The following is a 12,824-nucleotide window of genomic DNA, read 5'->3' on the forward strand; positions in this document are numbered from 1 at the left end:
GTTTGTGCATCATTACAATGCTAATTTACAACTCTAAATGCCTACTTTTCTTTGACGTGAGTTTTATTCTCTCGATCCTTTCCTTCAGGGCACTACCGAATGGGCGATAATGTAAAAACACATTCTGCTGAAGGCTTCTGTGGTACTTTTGGTAAAGAGCTAGAGAAGGAGTTAGTTAGGAATTTTAAATTCATCAAAGTTCAATACCTTCATATTAACAATGAAGGTCTTGGACAAACCTATCCTAGATATCATGGCTTAAAGGAAGGCTGGGTTCATATTGAATGTGGTCCTAACTCAGCAGAATCTGCTAATATTGTAGAGGGTCAAGGTATTCAATTTTCAAATTTTTTCTATAAAACAGGGGTGAAGCTTTTATTAAAACAGAGCTTGGCTACTGCTTTGAACTTACGAAATAAAGAGTTAAGTAACATTAAAGTTGGTGCTGTTGTAGGAACTACGACATTAAATGTGTTGCCTGGTATATTTCCGAATAATATTCATCCATATCGAAATAGAGATGCAGCTTTAAAGGCTCTTGAAAGGTCTGAAATAGAGGCATTTGCTAGTGATTCACTTATTGTGAAGAATCTTCTTGAAAACGGAGTTAATAAATATCAACAGGAAAATAAAAAAGCATATAAATATTCTGGATATACTATTTATCCAACTGATTCTTCATATTTAACTCTCGATCCAACAGAAGAGTATGTTATGGCAGTTAAGAAAGATACGATATTTTCTAAGGAACTACTTAAGACAATTAATAAAACATTGAAGACACCAGAAATATGTCAAGCTCAAGCAAAGTTAAAAAAAGATGAAGGTGTAGAAGTTATTCCATGTAAACCTTCTTTAATAAATAAGATTAAGGAACGAATTTTTTTGATTTTGTTGGGTGTACTTATTGAAATATTAGGTGCATTTATTGTAATACTTGCTACAAGTAGATTGAAAAATAGTCATCAAAGAAGTTCTGCATTAAAATTAGGCATAATAGTATGTGTATTCGGAGTCATAATACTAATTTCAACTATCCTGGGTTTGTAGGTTATAATATATGAAAATCTGCATCAAGGGTAACAACCACACGTTCCTCTTATCCGGCTTTCTGGATGATTTCGACATCTTCGGCTTGAGACATACCAATTTCACCCACATGGATGGTGTCGATACCTGCATCACGTAATAATGCTGCCGTAGAAAGTGGTAATCCCTGGTCAAGCAACAGATTCATAATGATTTGGTAGCTCAATGATGCGATCGTCAAGATAAGAGGATACAAAAATTAGAGCTTGTCGGATATCTTCATCCTCTAGTTCTGGAAACTCTTGATGTAGTTCTGCTCGATCGGGATAAGTTGCTAGCAGCTCGATTACCCGACGAACAGTCAGCCGAAGATCGCGAATACATGGTTGCCCATTCATTCGCTTGGGATTGCTTGTAATACGATCTATTTTCATTGCTCCTAATCTCAACTCTTACTTATTATTTTATATCTCATCTTGCCAGTTCGGAAACTTAGACTGATAAATTCTCGCTTGCCTTGGGTGAAATCGCAAATCAAAATCAAGTGCGGTACAAGACATGATATAATCTAAAATACTGCAAATTGCTAGTGAATGTCAAAAGCTAAGTAGATAATTTTATATACTCATGACTATTTTTACTCTGCGATCGATCAAAAAAGACTTCGGCATCAAGGAACTCTTGACAAATGCCAGTTTCAGCCTGGATGAAGGCGATAAAGTCGGACTCATCGGCACCAACGGTTCCGGGAAATCAACGCTGCTGAAAATGATTGCGGGCTTGGAGTCGATCGACTCTGGCGATCGCTGGGTCAATCCAGGGTCTACAATAGTCTATCTCCCGCAACAGCCGGATTTAGACGAAAATCATACGGTTTTAGAGCAAGTATTTGCCGACAGCGGCGAACAAATGGCTTTGGTGCGGGAATATGAAGAAATTTCAGATCAATTGTCCCACGGTAAAGGCGATACCGACAAGTTGATGGCGCGTTTGTCAACCGTGTCGGCGCGCATAGACGAGGTGGGCGCGTGGGATTTGGAAACCAAGGCGAAATTGATTTTGACGAAGCTGGGAATTGAGGATTTTCATGCCAAAATTGGCGATTTGTCCGGTGGCTACCGCAAGCGAATTGCCTTAGCAACGGCGCTGTTGTCGGAACCAGACGTGTTGTTGATGGACGAACCGACAAACCACTTGGATGCGCTGTCTGTGGAGTGGTTGCAGAACTATTTGAACGGCTATCGCGGTGCACTGTTGCTGATTACGCACGATCGCTATTTTCTCGATCGCGTTACCAATCGCATCTTGGAGATCGATCGCGCCGACCTATACAATTATGCTGGCAATTACGCTTATTATTTGGAGAAAAAAGCCCTAGCGGAAGAATCCGCCGCCAGCACTCAGCGCAAACACGCGGGAGTATTGCGGCGCGAGTTGGAATGGCTCAAAAAAGGGCCGAAAGCGCGCAGTACCAAGCAAAAAGCTCGGATCGATCGCATTAAAGATATGCGCGCAGAGGAGTTTAAAACAGCCAACGGCAAAGTCGAGATTGCTACAGCGGGCCGCCGAATTGGCAAGAAAGTCATTGAGTTGTTGAATATTCGTAAAGCCTATGGCGATCGCACTTTAATTAAAGATTTTACCTACAATTTCACTCCCGAAGACCGGATTGGAATTATTGGTAGCAACGGCGCTGGAAAATCGACGCTGATGGATATCATTACCGGGCGCATTCAGCCGGATTCCGGTACTGTGGAAATTGGCACAACCATTCATATCGGTTATTTTGACCAGCATTCAGAAGATTTGACACCAAATGAAGACCAGCGGGTGATTGAATACCTCAAAAGTGTGGCGGAATTGGTGCAAACGGCGGATGGGGAAATCATTACCGCTTCTCAAATGCTGGAAAAGTTTCTGTTTCCGCCCAACCAACAGTATGCACCGATTAACAAGCTTTCCGGCGGTGAAAAGCGCCGCTTATTTCTGCTGAAAGTGCTGATGAGCGCGCCTAATTTGTTGATTCTCGACGAACCCACAAACGACCTGGACGTGCAGACTCTGGCGGTTTTGGAGGACTATCTCGAAGACTTTAACGGCTGCGTAATTGTAGTTTCGCACGATCGCTATTTTCTCGATCGGACGATCGACATGGTGTTCGCCCTAGAACCCGGTGGCAATTTGCGCTTGTATCCCGGCAATTACTCGGTATATTTGGATTACAAAAAAGCCGAAGAAGCCAAGGAAATCAAAGGACAAAAAGACAAAGAAAAAGTTACGCCTCCCCCAGAATCCAACAATTCTAAAGCCAAAAATCCGGCAAAATCGACCAAAGTTTCGTTCAATGAGAAGCGGGAATACGAACAATTAGAGACTAAAATTCCGCAGATGGAAGCCGAGAAAGCAGAGATTGAGAAAATTTTGTACAACAATGCTCCGACTGGGTTTGCGGAGGTGAAGAAGTTGTCCGATCGTTTGGCTCAATTGACGCAGGAAATTGATACTGCGACTGAGCGCTGGTTGGAGTTAGCCGAACGAGTCGGTTAAGATCATTTTAAATTTTAGATTCGAGATTTTGGCGGAGCGTAACTTTAATAAGTTATCATCCGCCAAAATTAACTAATTTTTACTATTGTTTCGATGCCTTGAGAATTATCTGAATAACTCGATAAACGTGGGAACCGGGCGTCGGCGGCCAGTGCTGTTGATGATCGGGATGTAAATTATTGGCACGTTGAACAGCATCCTCAATATAGTCCTTAAACGAATCTAAATCAAGATTGCTCTTGTTATAACTCCCCAACTTATGGCGCAACCTTGCTTCAACATCTTTGCAGTTTGTATCATTAGGATCTAAGTCATCAAAATGTAAATATAACCAAGCCTCAAAACAAGGATTACTAATACCTAGTTGATAATTTTTCTGTTTGGCTTCACGGCAGATTGCACTGATATTTTTTACTCCCCATCGATCCACATCAAATATTAGCCATAGAGTATCCTCTGGAGTCATATTATATTTTTGTGCAAATTCATCTAATCGCTCCAAAACATATTGAGGGGCAGACTTATTATCTTCGCCCGTTGGCAATATTTCTATCTTGATACGAGAGTTACGAAACATCGAGAAATATTGCTTTTCAGTTTCCCTACCCTCTGTAGCAATAACAAAAAGTGTGGCATCTCGATTATTGTACTGACGATCTAGGAGCTTGGTTCGATTGCGTTTTTTCATGTTTGCTATCATGTTTGTCAGATGACTCTGTTTCACAATCGAGCCATCCTAAACTACGGATATCTCCAAAGAATGGAATAGCTCCAAATCTACCATTTAAATAGCCTTTTTCGATTTGAACATCTGGTCTAATTTTAAACTCTGCTAGCGAACAAATATGTGATGCACCTTGCTCATTTTTTTCAACAAACCAGATTTCGTCTCTCCGCATAATATCTAAGTCGAGAAGATTGGTATCATGAGTTGTAAATATTAGTTGGCTCTGACTATTTTTTTGTCTGCAATTCAAAGCTACTTCTATAAATCTTCGTGAGAGAAGAGGATGAAGACGGCGGTCTAACTCATCCAGTAAAATCACTATTTCAGGATTTTCTTGCAAAGCAAATAGTGCCGGAATTAAGTTGATTAAACGCTGCGTACCTTCAGATTCTTCTTCCATTGAAAAATCTACAAGATGACCGTTCTCATGACGGTGTTGAGTCCTGAGTTGAATGAGGCTTAGCTTACCTTCTACTCCATATTTGAGGAAATATCGTTGACCTGTGAGATTTTCAAGCATTGCAATAGAATTTTCATTAGCATCAGCAAATTTTTGAATAATTTTATCCTTGATACTATCTGGCATACCTGGGAAATGGCGCTCAAAGTCCAAGTCAACTTCTTCTTTTCCTATAGAATCAATACCAGTGCCTGCAAATTTCAAAAAGCTACTTATAAATTTAGTAAATTGTTCGTTATTTAAAATAGTAAATTCTAAAGCTTCATAGTGAGATTCGGCTGGGATAATAACTAGGACATCTTTGAACCAATCCACAACAGGCTTTACACTCTGAACATTCCGATCGACAGCTTCTGTTAAGAAAAGTTGATTTGGACGTGTTCCCTGTGCAATAAAGTCGAGAAACTGTTCTTGTTTTTTGCTCCGGCCTTTGAGGGCAGAGCCATACTCTACTTTAGTTTCTTTTTTTTCGGAAGTTATGCGTTCAAAAAATGGTATTTCCCGTTTCTTTCCAGCGGGGGTTATGTAAAGCCATTCTTCGATAATTTGAGTAGCATTTAACTTAAATCCATAGGAATAAAGATTCCCTTGATGGGTAAAAATAAATTCAAATTTGCTGGGCTTTTTAAGGTTATTACCTAATTTAAATGGAGTCACTAGAATAGCCTGACTGCTACGTGTTCCTTCTACAATCAAATCCTTGGCGAAATCAATTGCTTTAATCAGGTTAGATTTGCCGGCTGCATTGGCGCCATAAATAGCAGAGATAGGCAAAAGTGACCTTCCCTTACCTGCTGTATCTACAGCCAGATGATCTGCATGATTTTGGTCACTGCTAACAGCTACCATACTAAACGTTGTTTCTTCTCTGAAGGACAGGAAGTTCTCTATGGTTACTTGGACTAACATAGCTATTCCACTGACTTAGGGGGTTTGATGATGGTTACTATAACAATTTACTCAATAGTGCCACAAAATCTGAGTTAGGGAGATTTTTACTCCTAAATCGTTGTTTTGTGTAACAAATTTATAGCTGATGGATGATTGGTACACACTCAAACTCAAAAAAATGGAAGAGTTTGTTTTGACTTGTGAGTCGATCGCCCGGATGTCACTTCCTTACGCGCGATCGCACGCCCAATCCCTACTCCGCGGCCACAGACGGGCGATCGCACTTGTGTGTAGTGTTGAATAAGTGTGGAATAAGTGCGATCGACTCTACCATAAAATCACCTGCGGCTGTCAGCTACTGCAAAAACTGAGCCATTTGATAAGCCATAACTGCTGCATCAGCGGTGACGATTGTCAAGTCATGCCGTAAAGCTTGACAAATAAGTAAACGTTCAAATGGATCGCGGTGTAGAGATGGCAACTGAATTAATTGAGCAACACTTATTTCGTCAACAGCGAGACTTTCAATTCTGTGTAATTCGCGTTGCTTGGGTAAATAGACTTCCGGGGATTCTGGTAGTGGCAGTTTACCGAGTTGATATTTAATGATGCACTCCCATAAAGAAACAACACTCAAGTAAACATCGTTGTCAGAGTCTTGAATGTTATCCCGAAATCTTGTTGATAGTTGAGTGCTACCGCTGATAAACCACAGAAAAATGTGGGTCTCTAACAAGAGTTTCATTATATTTTCAATTGCCCTCAAAGTCGCGCAGAATCTCTTCAGGTAATGGCTCATTAAAATCCGGCGGTACAGTAAACTCCCCCGCACAAAGCCCAAAAGGACGGAGTTCTTTGTGCTTTTGGGAAAGTGCTTGCTGATTTCTCCGAGCTTTTGCAAACAGCAGAAAATCTAAAAGTTCCTCAATCATAAAATCGGGAGCTTGTACAATTTCTTGCATCAGTATTTCTCGGGCGCTCATAGTTTTATTTCTGGTTTTTGCTGCTCAGTCAGTTGTTGAAAATCGAGAATTAACCTTCTACATTTTAACTCAGTCGATCGCCCGGATGTCACTTCCTCGCGCGCCCGTGCTTGGGTGCAATCTGGGATAGGGCGCAAGTGCGATCGACCGATCGCTCCTTCGCACAACTACAAACATTATAATTGCGCCGCCAGAACTTTTTGCTGCACCGGTAGCTCAATCAAAAATTCTGTCCCCTGTCCAGATTCCGAAACGCATTTCAAACGTCCGCGATGTTTTTCTACAACAATCTGATAGCTAATCGACAATCCTAGCCCCGTGCCTTGTCCGACGGGTTTTGTGGTAAAAAATGGGTCGAAGATGCGTTCCTGAGTCGATGGGGATATGCCAGTGCCATTATCTTTAATCCCAATCTTAACCCATTGGGAGTCTATACTTTCAGTGGCGATCGCGATCGTCGGCGTAAAACCCTGATTCCCCTGAGCTTGACCGATCAAAGCATCAATTGCGTTGTTCAGGATATTCATCAACACCTGATTGAGTTGGCCTGCGTAGCATTCCACCCTCGGCAAGATGCCGTAGCGCTTCACAATCTGAATCTGCGGGCCGGCTTTGCGATTGAGCCGGCTTTGCAAAATGATCAGAGTGCTGTCAATTCCTTCATGAATATTCACAGCCTTCATATCTGACTCATCAAGACGCGAAAAGTTACGCAGCGTCAGCACAATCTCTCGGATGCGATCGGCACCCATTTTCATGGAACTCAACAATTTAGGCAAGTCTTCGATCAGGAAATCCAGCTCAATTTCCTCTGTTAAGTCTTGAATCTGCGGATTAGTATCGGTATATTCCTGTCGGTACAGTTCGATTAACTTTAAAAGCGCTTGAGAGTGTTCCGCGGCATGATTGATATTGCCGTAAATAAAGCTGACTGGATTGTTGATTTCGTGAGCGACTCCAGCCACCAGTTGTCCCAGACTTGACATTTTTTCGGTTTGAATCAGTTGTGCTTGAGCGTTTTTCAAATCTTGCAGCGTTCGCTCCAAAGTCATTTTTTGCTGTTGCAGAGACGTAATTAGTTGAGTATTCTCAACTTCCGATTGTCGCAGCGCAATTTCAGCTTGCTGGCGTTCGGCAATTTCAACTTGAAGTATTTCATTAGTTTCTGTTAAAGTGAGCGTGCGTTCTGCCACTCGCATTTCCAGCGTTTCATTTGCCACTTTTAGCTTAATTTCTGATTGTTCTCGCTCAAGTAAAATAGCAGACAAAAGTAGCGTTGAAACTGCAACAACTCCCAGAAAAGTTTGTAGCAATATTAATGACTCGTTCAAGGATGCGCGCAGGAAAGAACTCGTGCCATTCACCGTACCCCACAGCGCCAAACTCGATACTAAGACAATCGCCAAAGTTGCACCGTGCTGTCCAAACCGAAAAGCCGCCCACCACAGGCAAGGCAGCATCATATATTGTACGGGATAGTTATCCCAAAAAGCAAGTTTTCCAGTACCCATCAACAGGCTCAAAAGCAGCATTGCTTCCAGCCATTTCTGGCGCGGCCAGGGCATCGGGGGTACTCGCTGCCAAACCAGAAACAAAGGCAAAAATACTAAAACACTAATTGCATTTCCCGTCCACAAAGTCAACCACATAAACCCGTAATTAGTCCATTGGGAAATTCCCCCGAAGCAGATAGTTGTCACTCCCATCGTGGCATTTAATCCGGTGCATATAGCAACAATTAGCACAAATCTTAGTACCGAGTTAGCGGAAGCAAAAGGTGATGAATTCGGGATAAAGCGCCGGATAAGTCTACTTCCTAAGCCCGCCTCTCCCGGGGCTCCTAAGGAGCAAATCGAGCAGACGAGTATCGATATATAAAGGTTGTGAGTCCCTTCAGAGTAGCCGGGAATTGCAGCTATAAAATCAGTCAGCCAAATCACGGGGGAAATTTTTAATCCTCCCCAAAGGATCGCACTCCAAGCGATCGCGGAAGGGAACCAAACGGCTGTAAGGCCGGGTGGAATCGGCAGGGCTACTGCCATGCCCAGTTTGGCAGCACCGTAGTAAATTATGGCGATCGCGCTGACAATGGCCAACCACTTTAATCTGCTGGCAAAAGTTAAATTTTGCGTTTGGCGAGCTAAGTATTTTCTCGGATGTAGTTTCATGTTTCCCAAATAATAATATAAAATTCGTGCTAAATTTGGCTAGTATTATCCCTGATAGCACTCAAATGAATTGGGAAAGCGATATTTTTTTCAAAACATTGTTAGGTGCAATATACTTACGTATATCGGTGATGATTCGGACAAATTTTATTCTAGCGAGTACAGACAGTTGCAAAACAGTTCGCAGTAGATTGATCGGTGTCATGCTTGGTATTCTGTTGGATCGAAAAGTCTCAATTACACCTTACTCGATCCCTGGCATAGGCGTGAAAAATGGGTAGGTTAGAGCAGCGTGCAAAGTGTTTCGATTTGTGACGAACAGTTGGTGTTGTCGCAGTTTGATTCCCTGCAATTTGAGAACAGCTTCAGGCACAATCCTCTTTAATAGATGCAACAGATGCTCGATTTCTTACGGGATAGCTGCGCCGCGCTTACTTGTGCTTGCTCCTTTGCTCCTGGGAGTTCATTAAGTTAAGGGGAGATGCGCGATCGATCGATAAATTAATATATCATCTAAAATAGCTTTGAGATTGCGGCGCAGTTTGCGAAGTTCCACCAGGTTGCTTTGCGATTGGAAAGCAAGACTTGCGCGACTCGCAACTCTGGGGGTTAAGTATTCAAGAGTTGACAACTCTAGTCGATTGATGATTTGAAATTTAACTCTCTTGTTCACAAAAGAAGCTCTTATTTTTAGACATCAAACAGAGAGCAGAGCATGGCGTCACTGGTTAGCTGTTAACTCGCCCTGCTCGGGCGCCGGTTGACCTTTGAATTTCAAAGCCGGTATCCGCCTGGGAATTGCATCCGTGGAATCAATCCCAAATCTTCAACGCTCATCCTTGCGTCCCCCGGATTGCATCTGTGGGGTCAATCCCAAATCTCTCATTCTTCAATTCTTTAATCGAATGACGGGGAGTTGATTTATCGATCGCGCGCCAGACCATCGTCCGCTCTTTCGTGGCGATCGCACAGCACTCAATGCCTGTTGACAAACAACTAAATTTATGATAGGAAATTATCTCTGGGAATTGTTAAAAAAATCTCCTGCAAAAAATGAAGAAGGCGATCGAGCATCAGAAACTTTAATCGTAAATTGTGTTTGAGGCGATCGCACCAAATTAAACAATCAAGAACGCATCCAGCGGATTTCTTAACGTCATTGCGTGATTTGGGCTGAATTCGGGAAAGCAGAAACCGAGTTGTTTAGCGCATCCTGTGTCTGCGACTCATAAAAAAATCATTTTAGCCCGAGGAGTACCGTTTGACGAACAAAAATCAACCAGCAGCTAAAGTGATGGCGGGCTTGGTGAGCTTAGCCTTAACTGTGGCTGTGGCGCTGTCGAATTATTCCCCAGTCGCCGCTCAAAATATTCCCAGCAATTCTCCGGTACAACAGCCAACAACCGCAGCAACACAACCAGCAGCCAAACCCGCAGAAACTCGCAAACCTTCTCTGAAAAGCCCCCCAATTGCTGACAAGCCCACTGAAGTTTCCCTAGGTTTCTGGCTGAACAACCTCGGTCGCATCAATCAAACAGATGAGACTTTTGATGTCAGCGGTTTTTTGTACGCAACGCCGGCAAGACCAACAGCATTTGACCCGAATGTAGTTGGCGACAAAGTTGTTAGCTACACTCCCGAACAAATCTGGGAATCAGCTTTAACAATTTTTAACTCTCAGTCAGCCACCAAAAGAGGTACGGTGCAATTAAATGCAAAACCCGACGGGACTGTCACTTATTTAGAAATGGTTAGCGCAACTGTATCGTCGGAATTTGATTTTAGAAAGTTTCCCTTTGACCAAAGAACTGGGATACAAGCCCCGTCCTTATAGGACGGCTTTAATTTTCCTGATTCTATTAGCATATTCTAATCTAATATAATAGAGCAAGTAAATAGTCAGCAAAAATGAAAGCAAGGTATCGCTACAGATTCTATCCAACCAGCCAACAAAAACAAAGCCTAGCTCAGTTGTTTGGTTGCGTGCGAACGGTGTGGAACGATGCTTTAGCCCTCTGCAAACAATCCGAGAAAAAACCCAAGTCCGCAGAGCTTCAGAAAATAGTAATCACTCAGGCAAAAAAGACTGAAGAAAAAGCTTGGTTGGGCGAAGTTTCAAACATTCCGTTACAACAGTCTATTGCAGATCTAGAAGTAGCATTTAAGAACTTTTTCAATTCCTGCAATGGCCGCATGAAAGGTCGTAAAGTTGGCTATCCTAAGTTCAAAAAGAGAACCAACAGTCAGTCAGCGCGTTTTTGAATTGGAGGCTTTTCAATCAAAGGAGATGGCGTTTATCTAGCAAAAATAGGAATTGTTAAACCAATTTGGTCGAAAGAACTACCATCGCCCCCTAGCTCCGTCACAGTAATTAAAGATTGTGCGAACCGCTATTTCTTAAGCTTTGTTGTACAAGTCGAGCCAGTTCAAATTGAGGCTAAGAATCCAAGTATCGGCATCGATCTGGGGATTAAAGTGCGATTCGTTGGCTAGAAACCATTCCTAACAGGATTAGGGGGATTAGCCGCAAGGTGATGAACCTTTACAACGGAATGACCATGTAAGTGAGAGTCAGTACCCTAGAACACTCAAACCTTATCCCGCAGGTGCAGCGGTGACAGCACTTCCCCCAGGTTTGCGACTAGCCATCAAAGCCTGAAGCGGGGATGAAAGGTGTCAATACTGGAAGCCTAATCCGGTATCCATCGAGCAAAGTACCTATGAGTAAAAGCCTCGGCTTGAAAATGCGTCTGAATCGTCGTTACTAGAAACCAGCGAAATAAGGCTTAACGCGCTGGAGCCAAAAGGCAAAGGATAAGGAATTGGCAAGATTTGATTTGACCAATAAGCACTTCCTATAAACCCGGCGAATAGCATTGCTCTAAAGGTACGCAGAATGGTCATTCGGAACGAAGTAACCTCTCGCTTGCTCTCTCGAAGGTCGAATATCGAGAGTAAGTGCTAACCAGATGCAGCGAGTAGGAGAGATTGAGTCAAAAGCGAAAGCTTGGAGTAATACCCAAGATATGCAGACAGACTTACGATGAATTTGGAAGGTAAAGTCTCAAGTAGTGAGTACAAATGTCTAAAACACTGAGCAATCAGATGGTGGAATGGCACTCAATTAAATGGCGCAAGCTAGAAAGGCGAGTGTATAAGCTCCAAAAGCGAATTTACCAAGCCTCTAATCGTGGCGATGTGAAAGCAGTTCGTAAACTCCAAAAGACGTTGATGAAGTCTTGGTCAGCAAGAGCTTTATCGGTTCGTAGAGTTACCCAGGACAACACTGGCAAGAAAACGGCAGGAGTGGATGGACTAAAATCCTTGTCCCCAGCAGCACGTTTGAAGCTAGTCAGCAATCTAAAACTGGGGTCAAAGGTTAGTCCAACTAGGCGAGTATGGATTCCCAAGCCTGGAACGGAAGAGAAGCGACCTTTGGGCATACCTACAATGAAAGACCGAGCGATGCCGCGCACTTGTCAAACTGGCATGCTTAACCAGAATGGGAAGCGCGATTTGAACCTAACTCCTACGGGTTCAGACCTGGACGTTCATGCCAAGATGCGGTCGAGGCTATATTTTCAAGCATCAATAAAAAGCCTAAATTCGTGCTGGATGCCGACATATCAAAATGTTTTGACCGCATCGACCAAGAAGCACTGCTCAGAAAACTAAATACATTCCCCACCATTCGCCGACAAGTTCGAGCATGGTTAAAAGCTGGAGTGATGGACGGTACACAGTTGTTTCCTACATCTCAAGGTACGCCACAGGGCGGGGTCATTTCTCCGTTACTAGCAAATATAGCCTTGCACGGAATGGAAAAACGAATCAAACAGTTCGCAGACACTCTGCCTACTCGAAGTGGTCATGGCAAACGGGATAACCGATATAGCCTCAGCCTGATTCGTTATGCTGATGACTTCGTAAGCGCGACACGATGTCGCATGTTGTGAGTGAGGAGGTAACTTCTCTAGGCTAGTGTCCAAACCTATCCTCAATCTCCAAGGGCATCACTG

At 42.9% G+C, this 12,824-nt stretch carries 13 protein-coding genes and 1 pseudogene; 6 read left to right on the plus strand and 8 right to left on the minus strand.

From position 1 onward, the window contains the following. The first annotated feature begins 99 nt into the window (after window positions 1–99). Window positions 100–1,050, plus strand: a complete 951-nt coding sequence (locus tag JGK39_RS29065; protein ID WP_293298403.1) for a transporter substrate-binding domain-containing protein — start codon at window positions 100–102, stop codon at window positions 1,048–1,050. Window positions 1,051–1,099: 49 nt separating this feature from the next. On the opposite strand, the gene JGK39_RS29070 is transcribed toward JGK39_RS29065, so the two are convergent. Then, window positions 1,100–1,237, minus strand: coding sequence for a DUF5615 family PIN-like protein (locus JGK39_RS29070; protein WP_293298405.1), 138 nt, complete (start codon window positions 1,235–1,237; stop codon window positions 1,100–1,102). Further along, the gene (locus JGK39_RS29075; RefSeq protein ID WP_293298408.1) at window positions 1,221–1,463 is read right to left on the minus strand and encodes a DUF433 domain-containing protein; all 243 of its coding nucleotides are present in this window, start codon (window positions 1,461–1,463) and stop codon (window positions 1,221–1,223) included. Before JGK39_RS29075 ends, JGK39_RS29070 begins: the two co-directional genes overlap by 17 nt. Before the next feature lie 193 nt (window positions 1,464–1,656). Between JGK39_RS29075 and JGK39_RS29080 the strand changes: the two genes are divergently transcribed. Continuing rightward, window positions 1,657–3,576 (plus strand): ABC-F family ATP-binding cassette domain-containing protein, encoded by a 1,920-nt coding sequence (locus JGK39_RS29080; protein ID WP_293258997.1) that lies wholly within the window; start codon window positions 1,657–1,659, stop codon window positions 3,574–3,576. 82 nt (window positions 3,577–3,658) lie between these two features. Here JGK39_RS29080 and JGK39_RS29085 read toward each other — a convergent pair whose 3' ends face one another. Together JGK39_RS29085 and JGK39_RS29090 are read right to left on the minus strand one after the other, a co-directional pair. Next, complete coding sequence (locus tag JGK39_RS29085; RefSeq protein WP_293258999.1) at window positions 3,659–4,264, minus strand: RloB family protein; 606 nt, start codon at window positions 4,262–4,264, stop codon at window positions 3,659–3,661. Then, entirely contained in the window at window positions 4,218–5,672 is a 1,455-nt protein-coding gene (locus JGK39_RS29090; protein WP_293259001.1) for an ATP/GTP-binding protein, read from the minus strand. Before JGK39_RS29090 ends, JGK39_RS29085 begins: the two co-directional genes overlap by 47 nt. 127 nt (window positions 5,673–5,799) lie before the next feature. Between JGK39_RS29090 and JGK39_RS29095 the strand changes: the two genes are divergently transcribed. Continuing rightward, window positions 5,800–5,958: a hypothetical protein gene (locus JGK39_RS29095; RefSeq protein ID WP_293259003.1), complete on the plus strand. Its 159-nt coding sequence runs from the start codon at window positions 5,800–5,802 to the stop codon at window positions 5,956–5,958. Window positions 5,959–6,009: 51 nt separating this feature from the next. Here JGK39_RS29095 and JGK39_RS29100 read toward each other — a convergent pair whose 3' ends face one another. The 4 genes from JGK39_RS29100 to JGK39_RS29115 all read right to left on the minus strand — a co-directional run bounded on the left by JGK39_RS29100 (window position 6,010) and on the right by JGK39_RS29115 (window position 9,797). Continuing rightward, a complete protein-coding gene (locus JGK39_RS29100) occupies window positions 6,010–6,399 on the minus strand; it encodes a type II toxin-antitoxin system VapC family toxin (protein ID WP_293259005.1) in 390 nt (129 codons plus the stop codon). A 7-nt stretch (window positions 6,400–6,406) separates the two neighbouring features. After that, window positions 6,407–6,637 (minus strand): DUF2281 domain-containing protein, encoded by a 231-nt coding sequence (locus JGK39_RS29105; RefSeq protein ID WP_293259007.1) that lies wholly within the window; start codon window positions 6,635–6,637, stop codon window positions 6,407–6,409. Between the two features lie 176 nt (window positions 6,638–6,813). Beyond that, window positions 6,814–8,805, minus strand: coding sequence for an MASE1 domain-containing protein (locus JGK39_RS29110; RefSeq protein ID WP_293259009.1), 1,992 nt, complete (start codon window positions 8,803–8,805; stop codon window positions 6,814–6,816). Window positions 8,806–9,638: 833 nt separating this feature from the next. After that, complete coding sequence (locus JGK39_RS29115; protein ID WP_293262568.1) at window positions 9,639–9,797, minus strand: hypothetical protein; 159 nt, start codon at window positions 9,795–9,797, stop codon at window positions 9,639–9,641. Between the two features lie 269 nt (window positions 9,798–10,066). Here JGK39_RS29115 and JGK39_RS29120 point away from each other — a divergent pair, with 269 nt between their 5' ends. From JGK39_RS29120 to JGK39_RS29130, 3 genes and pseudogenes are all read left to right on the plus strand, one after another. Beyond that, entirely contained in the window at window positions 10,067–10,639 is a 573-nt protein-coding gene (locus tag JGK39_RS29120; RefSeq protein WP_293262565.1) for a hypothetical protein, read from the plus strand. A 74-nt stretch (window positions 10,640–10,713) separates the two neighbouring features. Then, a complete protein-coding gene (locus JGK39_RS33760; RefSeq protein WP_366049349.1) occupies window positions 10,714–11,067 on the plus strand; it encodes a transposase in 354 nt (117 codons plus the stop codon). An 819-nt stretch (window positions 11,068–11,886) separates the two neighbouring features. Beyond that, window positions 11,887–12,734, plus strand: a pseudogene (locus JGK39_RS29130) (reverse transcriptase N-terminal domain-containing protein); the annotation flags it as partial. Between the last annotated feature and the right edge of the window lie 90 nt (window positions 12,735–12,824).

Source organism: Microcoleus sp. PH2017_12_PCY_D_A (assembly GCF_020738565.1).
In the GTDB taxonomy this organism is placed as follows: Bacteria; Cyanobacteriota; Cyanobacteriia; order Cyanobacteriales; family Microcoleaceae; genus Microcoleus.

What these genes read in the sequence shown, in the direction of transcription:
- JGK39_RS29065 (WP_293298403.1), top strand. Translation starts at nt 100, where the DNA reads ATGGGCGATAATGTAAAAACACATTCTGCTGAAGGCTTCTGTGGTACT.
- JGK39_RS29070 (WP_293298405.1), bottom strand. Translation starts at nt 1,237, where the DNA reads ATGAATCTGTTGCTTGACCAGGGATTACCACTTTCTACGGCAGCATTA.
- JGK39_RS29075 (WP_293298408.1), bottom strand. Translation starts at nt 1,463, where the DNA reads ATGAAAATAGATCGTATTACAAGCAATCCCAAGCGAATGAATGGGCAA.
- JGK39_RS29080 (WP_293258997.1), top strand. Translation starts at nt 1,657, where the DNA reads ATGACTATTTTTACTCTGCGATCGATCAAAAAAGACTTCGGCATCAAG.
- JGK39_RS29085 (WP_293258999.1), bottom strand. Translation starts at nt 4,264, where the DNA reads ATGAAAAAACGCAATCGAACCAAGCTCCTAGATCGTCAGTACAATAAT.
- JGK39_RS29090 (WP_293259001.1), bottom strand. Translation starts at nt 5,672, where the DNA reads ATGTTAGTCCAAGTAACCATAGAGAACTTCCTGTCCTTCAGAGAAGAA.
- JGK39_RS29095 (WP_293259003.1), top strand. Translation starts at nt 5,800, where the DNA reads ATGGATGATTGGTACACACTCAAACTCAAAAAAATGGAAGAGTTTGTT.
- JGK39_RS29100 (WP_293259005.1), bottom strand. Translation starts at nt 6,399, where the DNA reads ATGAAACTCTTGTTAGAGACCCACATTTTTCTGTGGTTTATCAGCGGT.
- JGK39_RS29105 (WP_293259007.1), bottom strand. Translation starts at nt 6,637, where the DNA reads ATGAGCGCCCGAGAAATACTGATGCAAGAAATTGTACAAGCTCCCGAT.
- JGK39_RS29110 (WP_293259009.1), bottom strand. Translation starts at nt 8,805, where the DNA reads ATGAAACTACATCCGAGAAAATACTTAGCTCGCCAAACGCAAAATTTA.
- JGK39_RS33760 (WP_366049349.1), top strand. Translation starts at nt 10,714, where the DNA reads ATGAAAGCAAGGTATCGCTACAGATTCTATCCAACCAGCCAACAAAAA.